The organism is Cryobacterium sp. (assembly GCF_025463825.1).
GTDB lineage: Bacteria > Actinomycetota > Actinomycetes > Actinomycetales > Microbacteriaceae > Cryobacterium.
Genome location: NZ_JAODBG010000059.1, coordinates 55,499 through 71,693, shown reverse-complemented (window position 1 = coordinate 71,693; position 16,195 = coordinate 55,499). Strand labels below are relative to the sequence as shown.

The 16,195-nt window shown below is 68.6% G+C and carries 19 protein-coding genes; 2 read left to right on the top strand and 17 right to left on the bottom strand.

What is annotated here, in order from left to right; translation table 11 throughout:
* Positions 1 to 146: 146 nt before the first annotated feature.
* The 6 genes from JWP54_RS07775 to rpsB form a co-directional block, all read right to left on the bottom strand.
* A complete protein-coding gene (locus JWP54_RS07775) occupies positions 147 to 695 on the bottom strand; it encodes a DivIVA domain-containing protein (protein WP_297369886.1) in 549 nt (182 codons plus the stop codon).
* Between the two features lie 46 nt (positions 696 to 741).
* Positions 742 to 1,722, bottom strand: a complete 981-nt coding sequence (locus JWP54_RS07770) for a phosphatidate cytidylyltransferase (RefSeq protein WP_297369882.1) — start codon at positions 1,720 to 1,722, stop codon at positions 742 to 744.
* A gap of 13 nt (positions 1,723 to 1,735) precedes the next feature.
* Entirely contained in the window at positions 1,736 to 2,290 is a 555-nt protein-coding gene (frr, locus tag JWP54_RS07765) for a ribosome recycling factor (protein ID WP_297369880.1), read from the bottom strand.
* Between the two features lie 31 nt (positions 2,291 to 2,321).
* Positions 2,322 to 3,038: a UMP kinase gene (gene pyrH, locus JWP54_RS07760; protein ID WP_297369877.1), complete on the bottom strand. Its 717-nt coding sequence runs from the start codon at positions 3,036 to 3,038 to the stop codon at positions 2,322 to 2,324.
* 145 nt (positions 3,039 to 3,183) lie between these two features.
* Positions 3,184 to 4,011 (bottom strand): translation elongation factor Ts, encoded by an 828-nt coding sequence (gene tsf, locus JWP54_RS07755; RefSeq protein ID WP_297369874.1) that lies wholly within the window; start codon positions 4,009 to 4,011, stop codon positions 3,184 to 3,186.
* An 11-nt stretch (positions 4,012 to 4,022) separates the two neighbouring features.
* Positions 4,023 to 4,937 (bottom strand): 30S ribosomal protein S2, encoded by a 915-nt coding sequence (gene rpsB, locus JWP54_RS07750; protein WP_297369871.1) that lies wholly within the window; start codon positions 4,935 to 4,937, stop codon positions 4,023 to 4,025.
* 391 nt (positions 4,938 to 5,328) lie between these two features.
* Between rpsB and JWP54_RS07745 the strand changes: the two genes are divergently transcribed.
* Positions 5,329 to 6,003 carry a M23 family metallopeptidase gene (locus JWP54_RS07745; protein ID WP_297369868.1) on the top strand — a complete coding sequence of 225 codons (675 nt, stop codon included), beginning with the start codon at positions 5,329 to 5,331 and terminating at the stop codon, positions 6,001 to 6,003.
* Positions 6,004 to 6,029: 26 nt separating this feature from the next.
* Here the strand turns inward: JWP54_RS07745 and JWP54_RS07740 are convergent, their stop codons facing one another.
* From JWP54_RS07740 to JWP54_RS07720, 5 genes are all read right to left on the bottom strand, one after another.
* A complete protein-coding gene (locus JWP54_RS07740; protein ID WP_297369865.1) occupies positions 6,030 to 6,980 on the bottom strand; it encodes a tyrosine recombinase XerC in 951 nt (316 codons plus the stop codon).
* Between the two features lie 72 nt (positions 6,981 to 7,052).
* Complete coding sequence (locus JWP54_RS07735) at positions 7,053 to 8,015, bottom strand: metallophosphoesterase (protein ID WP_297369862.1); 963 nt, start codon at positions 8,013 to 8,015, stop codon at positions 7,053 to 7,055.
* A 215-nt stretch (positions 8,016 to 8,230) separates the two neighbouring features.
* Complete coding sequence (gene dprA / locus JWP54_RS07730; protein WP_297369859.1) at positions 8,231 to 9,505, bottom strand: DNA-processing protein DprA; 1,275 nt, start codon at positions 9,503 to 9,505, stop codon at positions 8,231 to 8,233.
* The gene (locus tag JWP54_RS07725; RefSeq protein WP_297369856.1) at positions 9,502 to 11,052 is read right to left on the bottom strand and encodes a YifB family Mg chelatase-like AAA ATPase; all 1,551 of its coding nucleotides are present in this window, start codon (positions 11,050 to 11,052) and stop codon (positions 9,502 to 9,504) included. Before JWP54_RS07725 ends, dprA begins: the two co-directional genes overlap by 4 nt.
* Positions 11,052 to 11,408 carry a YraN family protein gene (locus JWP54_RS07720; protein WP_297369853.1) on the bottom strand — a complete coding sequence of 119 codons (357 nt, stop codon included), beginning with the start codon at positions 11,406 to 11,408 and terminating at the stop codon, positions 11,052 to 11,054. Before JWP54_RS07720 ends, JWP54_RS07725 begins: the two co-directional genes overlap by 1 nt.
* A 152-nt stretch (positions 11,409 to 11,560) precedes the next feature.
* On the opposite strand from JWP54_RS07720, the gene JWP54_RS07715 reads away from it, so the two are divergent.
* Positions 11,561 to 12,037, top strand: a complete 477-nt coding sequence (locus tag JWP54_RS07715) for a nitroreductase/quinone reductase family protein (protein ID WP_297369850.1) — start codon at positions 11,561 to 11,563, stop codon at positions 12,035 to 12,037.
* A gap of 21 nt (positions 12,038 to 12,058) precedes the next feature.
* Here the strand turns inward: JWP54_RS07715 and JWP54_RS07710 are convergent, their stop codons facing one another.
* The 6 genes from JWP54_RS07710 to rplS form a co-directional block, all read right to left on the bottom strand.
* Complete coding sequence (locus tag JWP54_RS07710) at positions 12,059 to 12,601, bottom strand: hypothetical protein (RefSeq protein ID WP_297369847.1); 543 nt, start codon at positions 12,599 to 12,601, stop codon at positions 12,059 to 12,061.
* Between the two features lie 92 nt (positions 12,602 to 12,693).
* Positions 12,694 to 13,794: a dipeptidase gene (locus tag JWP54_RS07705; protein ID WP_297369844.1), complete on the bottom strand. Its 1,101-nt coding sequence runs from the start codon at positions 13,792 to 13,794 to the stop codon at positions 12,694 to 12,696.
* 38 nt (positions 13,795 to 13,832) lie between these two features.
* The gene (locus JWP54_RS07700) at positions 13,833 to 14,156 is read right to left on the bottom strand and encodes a DUF2469 family protein (RefSeq protein ID WP_066596196.1); all 324 of its coding nucleotides are present in this window, start codon (positions 14,154 to 14,156) and stop codon (positions 13,833 to 13,835) included.
* Between the two features lie 25 nt (positions 14,157 to 14,181).
* On the bottom strand, positions 14,182 to 14,826 hold the full coding sequence (locus tag JWP54_RS07695; protein ID WP_297369907.1) for a ribonuclease HII: 645 nt from the start codon (positions 14,824 to 14,826) through the stop codon (positions 14,182 to 14,184).
* Positions 14,827 to 14,845: 19 nt separating this feature from the next.
* Positions 14,846 to 15,592: a signal peptidase I gene (gene lepB / locus JWP54_RS07690; protein ID WP_297369811.1), complete on the bottom strand. Its 747-nt coding sequence runs from the start codon at positions 15,590 to 15,592 to the stop codon at positions 14,846 to 14,848.
* Between the two features lie 110 nt (positions 15,593 to 15,702).
* On the bottom strand, positions 15,703 to 16,047 hold the full coding sequence (rplS, locus tag JWP54_RS07685; RefSeq protein WP_220604071.1) for a 50S ribosomal protein L19: 345 nt from the start codon (positions 16,045 to 16,047) through the stop codon (positions 15,703 to 15,705).
* Between the last annotated feature and the right edge of the window lie 148 nt (positions 16,048 to 16,195).

Below are 16,195 nucleotides of genomic sequence, written 5' to 3'. Positions count from 1 at the left end.
GCGCGCGGCCGCGCGGTACGGGCGTGCGGCGAGGCCGGTCGCCGAGGATGCGCCCCTGACAGGCGCGGAAGTGTTCACATGTCTACCCACGATTCTTCGACCCTATCGGAGATGACGGGTCACAAACCGATAACGACACGCAGTTCTCACCGGACGGCGAGCATCACGTCTACCACGCTGTCGAGCACGAGGTCGACCTGGGCTTCGCGGTAGCCGCCCCGCTGCGGCCGGAACACGATGGTGCGCACGTCGTCCACGGTCACCGGGTGCCCATCCTGGAAATACTTCACGAGCTTGGCCGAGAACCGGTCGACATCGCCGCGGTGGTATCCGGTGGTCAGGAAGCTGGTGCGATCGAACCTGTGCCCGGCGGGGCGGCCGAGGCGGTTGATGAGCACCTGGGCGGTGCTGCGGGCCTGGTCGATCCAGGCCTGCTCGCCGTGCGCCTTGGCAGCGCGGTCGCGTTCCCTCGCGGCGAAGGCGTCTTCGAGGCGCTCGAGGGCGGCGTCGACATGAACGGGCGAGTAGCCGCCCTTCGCCATGGCGAAGGCGGTGTGCCGGATGTCCGCTGCGCTCAGTTGGGCGGCCGCGTCGTTTTGGTCGTACGCCTGGCGGGTCGACTCGAGAAACTCTTCCACCTGCTTCAGGTTGTAGCCGAGAGTCTTCTTATTGGTCCGCGGAAACGTAGTGCTCACCGCCTTATTCTGCCTCACGAGCGCCGCCGTGTCGAAACCCGAGGGCTCAGGCGAAGATCAGATAGAGGGCGTAGGCCGCAGCCGCCGACGGCAGGATCGAATCGAGGCGGTCCAGGAATCCGCCGTGTCCCGGCAACCAGGAGCTCATGTCCTTGATGCCGAGGTCCCGTTTGATCAGCGATTCCGCAAGGTCACCGAACGTCGCCGTGATGAGAATCACTGTGCCGAAGATCGGACCGAACCACCACGGCTCCCCCAGCATGAAGATCGCCAGCAGGACGCCGACGGCCATGCACACGATGAACGCGCCGGCAAACCCCTCCCAGGTCTTCTTGGGGCTGATGGAGGGCACCATCCGGTGCTTGCCGAACGACAGGCCGGCCGCGTACGCGGCGGTGTCGGCCGAGATCACCAGCAGCAGGAACGCCAGCGCCCACCACTGGCCGCCGTCCTGGGTGACCAGCAGAACGGCGAAACTGGCCAGGAACACCACATAGACCTGGATGAGAAAGCCGCCGCCGAGATCGGCGAGCACCACTCTGCGCGGCGTCCGATGGCGGGGGAAGGCCTGCATCATCAGTCGCCACAGGGTGATCAGGGCGATCCCGCCCAGGGTGGCGAGCCACTGCCCGCCGGCGTCCCAGTAGAACGCGGAGGGCACCACGGCCACGGCCGACACGAGCACCGGAATCCGGGGCACGTTCCGGCCGCCGCGGCGCAAAGCCTCGGCCAGTTCGAACGCCGTGAACCCCACGATCACGAACGCGACGATCATGAACAGTTCTTTGTAGAAAATCAGGCTCGCCAGCATCGACCCGCCGAGCACCAGCCCGATGAGGGTCGCCAGGATCAGGTTGCGACCGGTGCGCGCCTCGATACGTTCGTTGGTGGCATCCAGCTGTGCCTTGGTGGCCTGCATCTGACGTTCGATGTCAGCCTTGGTGGACTGCACCTGCGCCCGGAATTCTGCGCGGGTCGCGCCCCGCCCGCGGGGAGGCGGCTTGGTGGGCCCTGAATCGTCGGTCATGTGCTGGTCTCCCCTAGATGGCGAGGAGTTCGGCTTCCTTGCGCTTGAGTGCCTCGTCGATACCGTCGATGTGCGTCTTGGTGATCTGCTCGAGTTCCTTCTCGGCGCGGGCCACGTCGTCGTCGCCGACCTCGCTCTTGAGCGCGTCGAGCTCGTCCTTGGCCTTGCGGCGAAGGTTGCGCACGGAAATCTTCGCGTCCTCACCCTTGGTCTTGACGATCTTGACGTATTCCTTGCGCCGGTCGTTGGTCAGCTCGGGCAGCGACGCCCGGATGACGATGCCGTCGTTGCCGAGGTTGGCGCCGAGGTTCGGCGTGTCCCGGATGGCGTTCTCGATGTCGCGCAGGGCGCTCTTGTCGTACGGGGTGATCAGGAGCGTGCGGGCTTCCTGGTTCTGCAGCGACGCGAGCTGACCCAGCGGGGTGGGCGTTCCGTAGTAATCGACCAGGATCTTCTGGAACATCTGCGGGTTCGCGCGACCCGTTCGCACGGTGGCGAAGTCTTCTTTCGCGGCCTCGAGCGCCTTGGTCATGCGCTGAGTGGTATCGGACAGGACATCCGCAATCACGGTGACTCCTTCTTCGGTGGCTTCAATAATCCTAGTTGGAGACGAGGGTTCCCAGTTCGGCGCCGAGGATGGCGGCCGTCACGTTGCCGTGCGGAGCCATCCCGAACACCCGCATGGGCATGCTGTTGTCCATGCACAGGCTGAACGCCGTCGAGTCGACGACCTTGAGTCCGCGCTGGAGCGCATCCTGGTAGGTGATGCTCTGGATCTTGTGTGCGTCGGGGTTGGTGCGCGGGTCGTCGGAGTAGACCCCGTCGACGCCGTTCTTGGCCACGAGCACGACCGATGCGCCGATTTCGAGGGCGCGTTGGGCAGCCACGGTGTCGGTGGAGAAGTAGGGCAGACCGGCGCCGGCGCCGAAGATGACGACGCGGCCCTTCTCGAGGTGGCGTTCGGCGCGACGCGGGATGTACGGTTCGGCGACCTGGGTCATGGCGATGGCGGACTGCACGCGAGTCTCAGCGCCGGCCTGCTCGAGGAAGTCCTGCAGGGCGAGCGCGTTCATGACGGTGCCCAGCATACCCATGTAGTCGGCGCGGCCACGGTCCATGCCGCGCTGGGAGAGTTCGGCACCGCGGAAGAAGTTGCCGCCGCCGACGACGATGGCGATCTCAACGGTCTTGGCCGCTTCGGCGATCTCGCGGGCGAGGCTGCTGATGACGTCGGGGTTGACGCCGAGGCTTCCCGCCCCGAATGCTTCACCCGACAATTTGAGGAGGACCCTGCGCTTCGTACCCGTATCTGACATGCCCGTAAGCGTCCTTCCGTTGTTTCCTGTTTCTAAAACTACCGGTTGAGCACCGGCGGGCTGTACTGCGCCTCGCTGGGCAGAGAAGAAGGAGACCGGATTGCCTAGGCGATCCGATCTCCTTCTGTCTGTCGTACGGTGCTGGTTACGCGCCGACCTTGAACCGGGCGAAGCCGGAAACGGTCACGCCCGCGTCAGCGAGAACTTTCGACACGGTCAACTTGTTGTCCTTGGCGTAGTCCTGCTCGAGAAGGGCGACCTGCTTGAAGTACGCGTTGACGCGGCCTTCGACGATCTTCGGCAGCGCGGCGGCCGGCTTGCCCTCGTTCTCGGAGATCTCGGTGACGATGCGACGCTCGGCCTCGACGGCCTCCGCGGGGACGTCTTCACGAGCCAGGTACTCCGGGTTCGCGAACGAGATGTGCTGGGCGATGCTGCGAGCGGTGGCGGCATCCTCACCGGCGTAGCCCAGGACCACACCAACCTGCGGGGGCAGGTCCTTGCTGGTCTTGTGCAGGTAGATCTCGAACTTCTCACCGGTGACGGCTGCGACGCGGCGAAGTTCGAACTTCTCGCCGATGATCGCGGCTTCGCCGTTGATGAGCTCACCCACGGTCTGTTCGGCGGCCGGAGCGGCAAGCGCCTCGGCGACGGTAGTGGCACCGGCAGCGGAGACCGCGTCCAGAACCTTCTCGGAGAGAGCGCCGAATTTCTCGCCCTTGGCGACGAAGTCGGTCTCGCAAGCGAGCTCCAGCAGGTACGCGGTGTTGCCGATCACCTTGGCGGCGACGAGGCCCTCAGAGGTGGAACGGTCAGCGCGCTTGGCGTTGCCCTTTGCACCCTTGAGACGCAGGATCTCGACCGCGCGCTCGATGTCGCCATCGGCTTCGACGAGTGCGTTCTTGGTGTCGACCATGCCGGTGCCGAGGCGCTCGCGCAGGATCTTGACGGATTCGAGGTTGAAGTTTGCCATCCCTGAAGTCCTTACTTGGTGTCGGCTACGGGAGCGTCGGCTGCAACCTCTTCGGTTGCGGCTTCGGTCTCAGCGGCGGGCGTCTCTTCTGCAACCTGCTCGGTGGCGACGGTTTCGTCGGCGACCTTCTCGGTGTCAGCGGAGGACTGCTCGGGCGTGGTCTCGGCCGGAGCTGCGAGCAGCTCGGCTTCCCAAGCGGCGAGGGGCTCGACTTCGGCGCCCTCTTCCGGCTTCTGGTGACGCTGGATAAGGCCCTCGGCTGCGGCGTCCGCGATGATGCGGGTGAGCAGGCCGACGGAGCGGATGGCGTCGTCGTTGCCCGGGATCGGGTACTGGACGTCATCGGGGTCGCAGTTGGTGTCGAGGATCGCGATGACGGGGATGCCGAGCTTGCGCGCCTCGTCGATGGCGAGGTGCTCCTTGTTGGTGTCGACAACCCAGAGCGCGGACGGCGTCTTGGTCAGGTTGCGGATTCCGCCGAGGCTCTTGTGCAGCTTGACGAGCTCGCGCTTCTTGATGAGCATTTCCTTCTTGGTGAAGCCGCTCTTGGCGGTGTCCTCGAAGTCGAGCTCTTCCAGCTCCTTCATGCGGGCCAGACGCTTGGAAACGGTCTGGAAGTTGGTGAGGAGGCCACCGAGCCAGCGCTGGTTGACGTAGGGCTGGCCGACACGCGTCGCCTGCTCCGAAATCGATTCCTGCGCCTGCTTCTTGGTGCCGACGAAAAGGATGGTGCCGCCGTGGGCGACGGTCTCCTTGACGAAGTCATAGGCCTTGTCAACGAACCCGAGCGACTGCTGCAGGTCGATGATGTAGATGCCGGAACGCTCGGTGAAGATGAATCGCTTCATCTTCGGGTTCCAACGGCGGGTCTGGTGCCCGAAGTGCACGCCGCTGTCGAGCAGCTGGCGAATGGTTACGACGGCCATGAGCCGTACTCCTTATCCGACGTTTCTGCACAGCAGAAAACGCCCATCGGTTTGTGTCGTGATCGGATGACCACTACTCCTGGTGCCCGGCGCACATCCCGCCCGACTTCGTGAAAAGTCAGGACCGAGTGGGTGTGGTGGCCGAATGGGCACGCGTAGTCAGCGCGCAAAGCGCTGCTCAGAGAACTCTAGCACCCGCCCGACCCCGGGAACGCTCACGCGGGTCAGGCGCCGCTACGCGGGTGGCGCGCCAGCCGCGCACCGGCGCCGTGCCCGCGCCGCTCCAGGGACCCATTGACGCGCCCGTCCTGCACAGGGGGCAACGCCGGGCGTTGTACACCGGGCAGCTGCCCTGCCGGCGCCGGGGGCCGGATGCGCCGAGGATCGGCGCATGAGGAGTTCACGTTTTCCCGGTCACCGTCTCGGTGTTTCGCGGGTCTGCGCCATCGTGCTGGTGCTCCTCACGGTGATGGTGCCGACTCCGACGGCACCCGGGGCGGCCCCTGCCCGTGCGGCGCCAACCGTGTCGGCGGCCCCGGTCGCAGTGGCCGCCCCGCCCGCCTCCACCGCATCCGCCCGCCCGGTGGCGAGCACGGGTCCGGTGGCCGCGGGCCCACGTCCTGGGGCACGAGTGGGCACGGCGCCCTCGGCGCAGTGGACATGGCCGGTCGGGCCCTCTCACGAGCTGCAGCGATCCTTCCAGGCACCGGCGACGTCGTACGGCGCCGGGCACCGTGGCATCGACATCGTCGTGGGAACTGGTGCCCCGGTGCATGCGCCCGCAGACGGGGTGGTGTCGTTCACGGGTGTCGTGGTCGATCGGCCCGTGCTGTCCATCCAGCACGCGGGCGACCTGGTGTCGAGTTTCGAACCGGTCACCGCCTCGGTGGCCGCGGGCGATCCGGTGAGTGCCGGTCAGGTGGTGGGCGTGGTGGGAACGGGGGCGCATTGCTCCGGCCATTGCCTGCATGTCGGGGTGCGCCGGCACGGCCAGTACATCTCACCGATGCTCTTCCTCGGCGGCGTCGACCGAGCGGTGCTGCTCCCCCTGGGCCCGGCAGGCTGAGCCGCACCGACCCGGAGCGCGGCGGGTCAGGCCCGCGGGTGCGCGAGCCGGTAACTCTGCTGCAGCCGCTCGGCCGACACATGCGTGTAGATCTGAGTAGTACCCAGGCTGGCGTGCCCGAGCATCTCCTGCACCGCGCGCAGGTCCGCTCCCCCGTCCAGTAGATGCGTGGCGGCGGTGTGCCTCAGGGCGTGCGGCCCGGCCGGCCCGGTGCCCGGCATGGTTTGAAGGAGGGCCGCCACCGTGCGGTAGACGGCTCGCACCCCCAGTCGATTGCGGGAGCTGCCCAGGAACAGGGCCGTCGGGTTGCGTGCCGCTCCGCTTGGCGCGGTGGGCGCATCCGCCGGGCCCGTCGGCGCTTTCGAGAGGACCGGTCGCGCCACCGTGAGGTAACGCACGACGGCGGCCTGCGCGGGGACCCCGAATGGAACGACGCGTTCCTTGCCACCCTTACCCGTGACCCGCAGGGTGAGCCGGGAGAGATCCACGTCGCCCACGTCCAGCCCGACCAGTTCGGAGACCCGGAGCCCGGACGCGTAGAGCAGTTCGATGATCGCCAGGTTCCGCACGGCGCCGGGCTCTCCCGTCTGCGCGGCTGCCTCCAGCCGGTCCAACAGGTCCTGCATCTGGCTGCGGTTGATCACCCGGGGCAGGGTACGGCCGGCTTTCGGCGACCGGAGCCGCACGGCCGGATCGCTGGGCAGGGTACCTTCCCGGGCCAGCCAGGCGGTGAACCCCCGGGCGGAGGCGGAGCGCCGCGCGATCGTGGCCCGGGCAAGGCCCGCTTCGGTTCCGGTCCACAACCAGTCGCGCAACAGCTCCAGGCCGAGGTCTTCCACCTGGGTCGCGCCCCTGCTTTCGGCGAACGAGGCCAGGCCGGCGAGGTCGGCGCAGTAGGCGCGCACGGTGTTCACCGAGAACCCGCGTTCGGCGCTGAGGTAGCGGGCGTAGCCGTCGATCGCCGGGTCGAGGTGCATGGGTCCAGCTTCTCCTTACGGGCGGCAGATGTCGGGCAGCGACTCGGGGACGTGCCTGGGCTGTGGGGGCCGCTAGGCGGAGTGCCGCGAGAATGCCTCGACGCGGCCGGCGGGGCTGAGGGCCTCCATCTGGTCGAGGTAGTCCGGGGGGAAGCGCGTGACGACATCGAAGGAGCCCAGGGGCACGTTCGAGTGGACCACCTGGTCGGCGTAGACGTGCACCAGATTGATCGACTGGCCGCCGCCGACGCCGGTGAGTTTGCGCGGCGGTGCCGCGGCGTCGATCGTGTAGCAGGTGGCGGCCGCGACCGACACCGGGATACCCGCGAACAGGCCGGTGGTGGCGTGGTGCAGGTGACCGCCGAGGATCGCGCGCACGTCGCTGCCGGCGAGCACCTCGGCCAGGGCGGCTTGCTCGCGAAGTTCGAGGATGGTCATCAACGGCAGCGCCGTCGGCACCGGCGGGTGGTGCAGCGCGAGCAGCGAGCCGTGTGGCGCGGGCTCGGTGAGCACGTCGGCCAGCCACGCGAGCTGGTCGGCGGTGACCTCACCGTGGTGGTAGCCGGGCACGCTGGTGTCCAGAGAGATCAGCCGCAGCCCGTTGACGTCGATGACCCTGTCGACGGGAGCATCGTTCGCCTCCACGCGCAGCAGTTCGGTGCGGAACGCGGCCCGCTCGTCGTGGTTGCCCATCACCCAGACCAGTGTGGCACCCATCCGGTCGGCAGCGGCTTCGACGATGTCGCGCACCCGACGGTAGGCATCCGGTTCGCCGAGGTCCGCGATATCGCCGGTGAACACGAGCGCATCGATGCCGAGCCCGGAGCGCTCGAGTTGCGCCATGGCGCGGTGCACGGTGCTGTCGGTGTCGACGGTGTCGTAGAGCAGACGGCCGCTGCCGTCTGCGGCCGTGCCGAGGAAGTGCGTGTCGCTGAGGTGGGCGAGGAGGTGGGTGGCCGCCGGGTACTGGCCCCATTGCTCGGCTGGAGCCGGCAGGCCTGTGTTCTGCGCGGCGGTCGGTGTAGTTCCCGTCATGACTGACCCCTCTCGGCGGGCTCCGGTACCGGCGTGCCAGGTGTCACGCCGTCACGAATCACCCTACGGCCACCCACCGACCCCACCCGCCACGGCGCCCCGACGCGTCGCCCCGGCCCCGTCGCCCGCAACTGTTACCGCACCGGACAACTGGTCCCCGTGCGCCGGGTGCAATTGCCCGGATGGGGAACAGTTGCGCGATGAGTCGGCCCCGGTCAGGTCACGCGCACCCAGCCCGTGGCCCGTTCCCGCGCGGAGCCCTCGAAGTCCAGGGTGCCCAGGGCGCCGAGCACCGCGGCGGTGGACAGTCCGGAGCGCCGGGCGATGTCCGCCGGCACCCGGGGCGCCCGCACGCTCAAGGCGTCGAACACCCGCACCTGCTCGCTCGTGCGTTCTCGCGGCACCGCACCGTCGGCGCCGGTCAGGTCGAGTTTCAGCTCGACCCCCACCCCGATCAGTTCCGCCATCTCGGCGGCCGTGGTCACACAGATGGCGTCGTAGTCGCGCAGCAGCCGGTGGCAGCCCGCGGAGGTGGGCGAGGTGACGGGTCCGGGCACCGCGCCCAACGGTCGGCCAAGGGCTGCCGCGTGCCCGGCGGTGTTCAGCGACCCGGAGCGCCAGCCGGCTTCGAGCACCACCGTGGCCCCGCTCACCGCCGCAATCAACCGGTTGCGCTGCAAGAATCGCCATTTGGTGGGCGCCGCGCCGCAGGGCAGCTCGCTCAGCACGGCGCCGGCCTCCACGATTCGGGTGAGCAGGGCGTCGTGGCCGCTGGGATAGAAGCGGTCGACTCCCCCGGCCAGGAACGCCACGGTGGTGCCCTTGCTGGCCAACGCGGATCGATGTGCCATGCCGTCGATGCCGTAGGCCGCTCCAGACACGATGGCGAGCCCCCGGTCGACCAGCCCCGCGGCGGCTTCCATCGCCACGTGTTCGCCGTATCCGGTCGCCGCGCGAGCGCCCACGAGCGCTATCGAGTGGCACAGCGCGTCGAGCGCCTCGGTGCGGCCGCGCCACCACAGGGCGAGCGGGGCGTGCTGACCGAGGTCGTCCACGCCGGTCGGCCACTGCGGGTCGCCGGGCAGGAGCAAGCGGGTGCCGGTGCGCTGCGCCTGCCGTAGCGACCGGATCACCTCGGCGGAGGACAACCGGGGCCGCCAGCGGGCCAGCGCCTGTTCGAGGCCGAGTCGCAGCCCCCCGGCATCACCCGCCCCGTTCTCGTCGACCGTCGCCGCCAGGCTCCGGGTGAGGCGTTCGGCCGGCCACGCCTCCACCACGGCAGTCAGCGCCCTGGCGGCGCCGAGGATCCCCACCACCGCGCCGGCCACCCCGTCGCCCGGTTCGGCGATGCTGGTCCAGGCTGCGCGGGCGAACACCTCCCCCGGGTTCTCGGGTCCGTCCGGATCATCCTGGGCGGCCCCAGCGACATCCGGGCGCACGGGCGCGGTGGCATTCCGCACCACGGCTTCATCCAGCCCGAACACGGTCATGACGTCATTCCCTTCCGCAGGTACAGTGCCTGCCCCACTTCGTCCGGTCCCGGCCGGGCCGCCCCGGCGAGGTCGGCGATCGACCAGGCCACCCGCAAGATGCGGTCGTACCCGCGCATGGTGATCGCGCCGCGCTCCAGAGCCCGGTCGAGCATCGCCGTGACCTGGCCGCCCAACCGCGTGTCGACGCCCCGCAGCCACGGCCCCGGCACCTCTGAGTTGAGGGCCCACGGCGTGGCGGCGAGCCGCTTCGCGGCGGCGGTCCTGGCCGCGAGAACCCGTTCGCGCGCGACGGCGCTGGAGAGCCGGCCGCCGTCGACCGCCAGCCGCAGCTCGGCGATGCTCACCCGCTTGACGGTGAGCTGGATGTCGATGCGGTCCAGCAACGGACCGGACAGCCGGGCGAGGTAGCGTCGCCTCGCCTGCGGCGGACAACTGCACTCCGGGTCGCCGGGGCCGGCCCGCCCGGCGCCGTACTGGCCGCACGGGCAGGGATTCGCCGCCAGGATCAGCTGGAACCGTGCCGGGAAGTGGGCGACGGCGTTCGCCCGGTGGATGCTGATCTGCCCGGATTCCAGTGGCTGCCGGAGCGCGTCGAGCACGGCGGCGCTGAACTCGGGTGCCTCATCGAGGAAGAGCACCCCGTGCGACGCCCGCGCCGCCGCACCCGGCCGAATCTGCCCCGTGCCGCCGCCGACCATCGCGGCGGCCGTGATGGTGTGGTGCGGTGCCTCCAGCGGCGGCCGGGTGATCAGGGACCGACCGACCGGGCGGCCGCTCAGCGAACGCAGCGAACTCACCTCAAGGGAGGCGGCCGGGCCGAGGTCGGGAAGCAGGCCGGGTAGCCGTGCGGCGAGCATGGTCTTGCCGGCCCCGGGCGGGCCGAGCATGAAGACGTGGTGGCCGCCGGCCGCCGCAACCTGCAGCGCGAGGATCGCCTCGTCATTTCCGATGACGTCGAGGAGGTCGAGCGTGTCATCGACCCGCTCGTCCTCGGCCGGTGCGCGGAGCACGTCGACGTCGACGGGCTCCAGCGGCGCGCCGTGCCAGATCAGGGCGTCGCGAAGCGAGGCCACCCCGATCACCCGGACGCCCGGCACCAGGGCAGCCTCGTCGGCGTTGCCGGTCGGTACCATCACCGTGCGCCGCCCGACCCGGGCGGCGGCGATCACCGCGGGAAGGATGCCCGGCGTGGGCCGAAGCCGCCCGTCGAGCGCAAGCTCGCCGATGTGCACGACCCCCGCCACGGAGTCCGCGGGAATGACATCGTCCGCCGCAAGGCAGGCCACTGCGATGGCGAGGTCGAACCCGGAGCCGTGCTTCCGCAGGGCGGCGGGCGAAAGATTCACGGTGAGCTTGTGCCCGTTCAGGGCGCAGCCCGAATTCTTCGCCGCCGCTCGCACTCGCTCAGCGGCCTCGGCCAGGGCCGCATCCGGCAGGCCGATCAGCTTCATCCCCGGCAGCTGGCTGGAAATGTCAGCCTCCACTTCGACCAGTGAACCGGCCAGTCCGACCAGGGCGACGGAGTGGGTGCGGGCCAGGCCCATCAGAGGACACCCTCGAGGTGTTCGATGAGGGGGTCTCGGCCCGGCCGGTTGATCACGGCGATCGCGTCAATGCGGATGTGGCGGGCACGCAGCCCGGACTGGCGGCACCAGGTACCGGCCAGACGCCGTAACCGGGCCAGTTTCGCCACCGTGATCGCCTCAAACGGGTGCCCGTACCCGATGCCGGAGCGGGTCTTCACCTCGACGAAGACGATGTCGCCGTTCCGAGTCGCGATCAGATCGATCTCCCCACGGTCGCAGCGCCAGTTGCGCTCCACCAGCGTGTAACCGGCCTCCAACAGGTATTCCGCCGCGCAGTCTTCACCGCGTCGGCCCACTTCGTCCTTGAGCGCCATGAGCACCTCCGCCACCAGCGTGCGTCGGCGGGCACTGCTGCGAGGGACCGCAGAGCGATCCTGTGCGGCGCGAAGGAGCTCGGCTCCCTGTGGAGGAGTGGCCCTGCAGCGACCGTCCCGGAGCGCAACGGACACGGTCGTAGGCTGGTCCCATGATCCGCAACCGCGTCACCGACCTGTCGATGCGGGTGATGAACGGTGTGCACCGGGCCGTGCTGGCGCTCTCGCGCGGTCGGGTGGGCTGGCGGGTGGGGCCGATGGCGGTGGTGGAGTTGCATACCACTGGGCGGAAGAGCGGCGTGCAGCGTTCCACCATGCTCACCGCCCCGATCCACGACCAGGACCGCGCGGTCCTGGTCGCGTCGAAGGGCGGCGACGACCGCAACCCGACCTGGTACCTCAACCTCGTCGCCCAGCCCGACGTGGAGCTGTCCGAGCGCGGCGTCACCCGCCCGATGCGTGCTCGCACGGCCAGCGCCGCCGAGAAGGCCGAACTCTGGCCGAGGATCGTGCGCGCGTATCCCGGTTACGCCGCCTACCAGCGCAGGACGACCAGGGACATCCCGGTCGTCATCTGCGAGCCGCGCACGCCGTCACGAGGGCCGCACCCCACTGCGCAGAGCTCCTGATCGAGGGCGGTGCCGAATCGGCTACCACCGGTGCGCGACGCCCACCACGAGCCGGCTTCCGTTCCCGGGGCCGTCGAGGATGAACGTGCGGAACGGCAGCCGGGCGCGAACACCGAGCCCGAACCTGGTCTGCCCTTCACAGCCGTTGGCATAGGCGACCTGGCGGAACGTGTCGTAGCCGGTGACGTTGACTGCCTCGCTGTCGTTCGCGGGGTCGTAGGTTGTGCCACTGTTGTCGTAGGGGTTGGCGTACGCGATGACCTGCAGGTCGGCGGCACCGCGGAGCGGGACGGGGATACCCGACCCGTCCTTGATGACCACCGAGGTGTAGGCGACATCGAAGCCAGCGAGGTCGCCGCGAACGTCGATCACGAGGCGATCGAAGCACGCGTGCTCGCCGGCACGAACGTTGGTGACCGCCGCCTCGGATGCGACTCTCTGGACATCGGCTAAAGACCCCCAGGTGATCCCGCAGTACGGGGCGGCCGTCGCGGCGGACGTGCCGGCGGTGAGAAATACGGCACCCATTATTGCGCTCAGAATGAGTGCAACGGAACGCTTCATTGCGATCCACTCCTTCGAGAAGAGAACTTACGACGGATTTTACGCCGGAGCCTCCGCTTCGACACGGGCGGAAAATAACCAATCGGATGCAGTCAGACCGGCAGTGCGGTGAGGGTTGGATCGTTCCCGGCGAAGGCGGCATCCGTGGCCCGCAACACCCGCAGGACGTTAGCGCCGGCGAGGGCGGCCAGTTCCGCGGCGCTCCAGCCGCGCCGGGCGAGTTCTTCCAGCAGGGCGGGATATCCGTCGACGCCCTCGAGCTGGTCGGGGAACTCATCGGTACCGTCGAAGTCGCCGCCCAGGCCGATGTGCCGCACGCCGGCGACGATGCGGGCGTGCTCAACGTGGTCGGCCACCTGGTCAAGGGTGACCCGGGGTTCGGGCCCGGACCGGTCGCCGTCGAACCAGGCCGCGTGCTCGGCCGAGACGAACTGCGGCACGAAGGTGACCATCAGCACCCCGTCGTTTGTCGCCAGGCGCCGCAAGACGTCGTCGGGCACATTGCGCGGATGCGCCGTGACGGCGGCGCAGGAGCTGTGGCTGAAGATGACCGGGGCCGTCGTGACGTCCAGGGCGGCGTGCGCGGTGGCCGGGGAGACGTGGGACAGGTCGATGAGCATGCCCAGCCGGTTGAGTTCCCGGATGTACTCCACCCCCCGGTCGCTCAGGCCGCCGTGCACCGGTTCGTCTGTGCCGGAGTCGGCCCAGCTGGCGTTGTGCACGTGGGTGAGGGTGAGGTAGCGCACCCCGAGCCTGGCAAGCATCCGCAGCACGGCGGGCGAGTCGTTGAGGCTGTGCGCCCCCTCGGCGCCCAGCAGCGACGCGATGCGCCCGCTGGCCCTGGCGGCCTCCACCCCGGCGGCGCTGGTGGCGATCTGGAAGGTCTCCGGGTAGCGCGCGGCGAGCCGGTACACCCAGTCGATCTGCTCCAGGGTGCCCTGCACGGCGTCCGCACCCGGCAGGGTGTCCGCCACATACACCGACCAGAATTGGCCACCGACCCGGCCGGCGCGCAACCGGTCGATGTCGGTGTCCGTGTCGAGGGCACCGTCCAGGCCCTCCACCGAGTAGCCGCGGTTCTCGCGGCACTCCCAGGCCCAGTCGTTGTGGCCGTCGATCAGCGGTGCGAGCTCGAGCGCCTCGTCAACCGTGGACTGGCCAGCGGTACGGTCGGAGTTCGGGCCTGCGGTCATCCCGACACGCTAGCAGCCCGGCGCCGGACCGTCACGGGCTACTCGTCGAGCGCGAGTTCCTTAGGCAGCTCGAACTCCTTGGAGGCGAGCTCCTCCACGTTCACGTCCTTGAAGGTCAGCACGCGCACGGACTTCACGAACCGGTCGGAGCGGTAGACATCCCACACCCAGACGTCTTTCATCGTCAGCTCGAAGTAGAAGTCGTGCTCGGTGTCCCGCCGCACCAGCTCGACCTCGTTCGCGAGGTAGAACCGGCGTTCGGTCTCGACGACGTACTGGAACTGGCCAACTACGTCTCGGTACTCGCGGTACAGGGCCAACTCGACCTCGCGGTCGTAGTCCTCGAATTCGTCTTCTTCCATGGTGAGTCAATCTTACGCGCTGAAGCTACGGCGAAATTTTGAGCCAGCTCAGACGGTGCTGCCCGCTGGCTCCGAGGGTTCCGATGGCCGCCATGTGCTCGGCGCTCCCGTAACCCTTGTTGCCCTTCCAGCCGTAGCCCGGCGTGCTGACGTCGGCCTCGATCATGAGCCGGTCCCGATGGACCTTCGCGATGACGGATGCCGCCGAAACCGACGCGCAATCCTGGTCGGCCTTGATGCGGGTAACGACGGCCAGTGGAGTGGTCAGTGCCTTGTTCAGCCAGTCGTCGTTGCCGTCCAGCAGCACCACGGCGTTCCGGATGTCGACGCCGGCGCTGTGCAGCTGCGCCAGGGCGCGCTTGCCGGCCAGGCCCAACGCGGCGATGATGCCCACCGCGTCCACCTCCTGCGGGGAGGCCAGACCGACGGCGCTGTGCTGCGCCCAGGCGGCGGCCAGCGGAGCGAGCAGTTCCCGGCGTGGTTCGCTGAGCAGCTTCGAGTCCCGCAGCCCGACCGGGAATGCGCCCACGGCCGCCGTCACCACGGCCACGCCCACCGCGACCGGGCCGGCGAGGGCGCCACGGCCCACTTCGTCGCAGCCTATGACGCAGCTGGCGCCGCCGGCGAGCATGGCGAGTTCCACCTCGAGGGTGGGTTCGACGACAGCCATCATTCTCGGCCCTGCTCCATCACTTCTCGGCCTCTTCGACCCCTCTGAAGACGTCCGGGTAATCGCCGAGCCAACTCAAGCGGTTCAGCGGCCAGCTGATCACCATGGCGCGGCCTACGACGTTGTCCATGGGCACGAAACCCTTCCCGGGAGTGTCCGGGTGGTAGCGGGAGTCGAGCGAGTCGTAGCGGTTGTCGCCCATCACCCAGAGGGAGTCCTCGGGCACCACGACGTCGAAGGCGTCCTTGGAGGCGCTGGTCTGGCCGGCGGGCAACAGCACATAGGGCTCGTTGAGCGGAACGTCGTTGACGCTCATCTGGCCGAGGGCGTTGCAGCACACGACGTGGTCACCGGGCAGCCCGATGATCCGCTTGATGAGGTGGTCGTTGCTGTCCGGGGCGGACAGGCCCACCACCGACATGGTCCAATCCAGGGCCGCGACGACGGGGTTCTGCTCGAGTGGCGCCTGCGGGGGCAGCCATCCGCCCGGGTCCCGGAAGACGACGACATCGCCCCGGGACACCGGCACCAGGCCGGGTTCGAGCTGGTTGACGATGATGCGGTCCTGCACCAGCAGGGTGTTCTCCATCGACCCCGACGGGATGTAGAACGAGCGCACCAGGAACGTCTTGATCAGGAACGAGATGAGCAATGCCACCACGAAGATGATGAGAAGGTCGCGAATGAATATCGCGATGCCGCGCTTCTTGCGCGGCGAATCTGATTCCAGGCGATGCGATCGCGAGGGCAGAATGTTGTCTGTCATTTAACCGCCTGAGCTCCTCGCCCAGTTTAGCGGGGAGGAGCTCAGGGGGAAATCCAGCGGGCTGCGAAGACGCTCAGGCACGAGCCGAAGCGGATTCGAGGCGGGCGCTGTTAGTCGCGCTTTTCCTTGATCTTGGCCTTCTTGCCGCGCAGACCGCGCAGGTAGTACAGCTTGGCGCGACGCACGTCACCGCGGACGACGACCTCGATGTGGTCGATCACCGGGGAGTGCACCGGGAAGGTACGCTCGACGCCGACCTGGAAGCTGACCTTACGGACGCAGAAGGTCTCGCGAACGCCTTCGCCGGAGCGGCCGATGACGACGCCCTGGAAGACCTGGACACGCGAGCGTGCGCCTTCAACGATGTTGACGTGGACCTTGACGGTGTCGCCCGCGCGGAACTCCGGGATGTCTGAACGCAGCGATGCTGCGTCCACCTGGTCGAGAATATGCATGTTATTCGCTCTCTGTACCCGCCACAGGTCGAGGACGTTTTAGTGGCGCCCCGCCCGCTCACGTTCTGTGAGCTGGTGGCGACCAATTGAGTGTGTGCGTGCCGATGTCGATGCAGCTCCCCTGTGGCAGAGACTTGCCGCGGCACAA

Excerpts from the sequence above, each read along its gene's own strand:
- pyrH (WP_297369877.1), bottom strand. The coding sequence starts at position 3,038 with ATGTCAGATACGGGTACGAAGCGCAGGGTCCTCCTCAAATTGTCGGGT.
- rpsB (WP_297369871.1), bottom strand. The coding sequence starts at position 4,937 with ATGGCCGTCGTAACCATTCGCCAGCTGCTCGACAGCGGCGTGCACTTC.
- JWP54_RS07725 (WP_297369856.1), bottom strand. The coding sequence starts at position 11,052 with ATGGGCCTGGCCCGCACCCACTCCGTCGCCCTGGTCGGACTGGCCGGT.
- JWP54_RS07695 (WP_297369907.1), bottom strand. The coding sequence starts at position 14,826 with ATGGCTGTCGTCGAACCCACCCTCGAGGTGGAACTCGCCATGCTCGCC.
- JWP54_RS07735 (WP_297369862.1), bottom strand. The coding sequence starts at position 8,015 with ATGACGGGAACTACACCGACCGCCGCGCAGAACACAGGCCTGCCGGCT.
- tsf (WP_297369874.1), bottom strand. The coding sequence starts at position 4,011 with ATGGCAAACTTCAACCTCGAATCCGTCAAGATCCTGCGCGAGCGCCTC.
- JWP54_RS07700 (WP_066596196.1), bottom strand. The coding sequence starts at position 14,156 with ATGGAAGAAGACGAATTCGAGGACTACGACCGCGAGGTCGAGTTGGCC.
- JWP54_RS07710 (WP_297369847.1), bottom strand. The coding sequence starts at position 12,601 with ATGAAGCGTTCCGTTGCACTCATTCTGAGCGCAATAATGGGTGCCGTA.
- JWP54_RS07740 (WP_297369865.1), bottom strand. The coding sequence starts at position 6,980 with ATGCACCTCGACCCGGCGATCGACGGCTACGCCCGCTACCTCAGCGCC.
- dprA (WP_297369859.1), bottom strand. The coding sequence starts at position 9,505 with ATGACCGTGTTCGGGCTGGATGAAGCCGTGGTGCGGAATGCCACCGCG.
- JWP54_RS07745 (WP_297369868.1), top strand. The coding sequence starts at position 5,329 with ATGAGGAGTTCACGTTTTCCCGGTCACCGTCTCGGTGTTTCGCGGGTC.
- JWP54_RS07715 (WP_297369850.1), top strand. The coding sequence starts at position 11,561 with ATGATCCGCAACCGCGTCACCGACCTGTCGATGCGGGTGATGAACGGT.
- JWP54_RS07705 (WP_297369844.1), bottom strand. The coding sequence starts at position 13,794 with ATGACCGCAGGCCCGAACTCCGACCGTACCGCTGGCCAGTCCACGGTT.
- JWP54_RS07770 (WP_297369882.1), bottom strand. The coding sequence starts at position 1,722 with ATGACCGACGATTCAGGGCCCACCAAGCCGCCTCCCCGCGGGCGGGGC.
- rplS (WP_220604071.1), bottom strand. The coding sequence starts at position 16,047 with ATGCATATTCTCGACCAGGTGGACGCAGCATCGCTGCGTTCAGACATC.
- lepB (WP_297369811.1), bottom strand. The coding sequence starts at position 15,592 with ATGACAGACAACATTCTGCCCTCGCGATCGCATCGCCTGGAATCAGAT.
- JWP54_RS07720 (WP_297369853.1), bottom strand. The coding sequence starts at position 11,408 with ATGGCGCTCAAGGACGAAGTGGGCCGACGCGGTGAAGACTGCGCGGCG.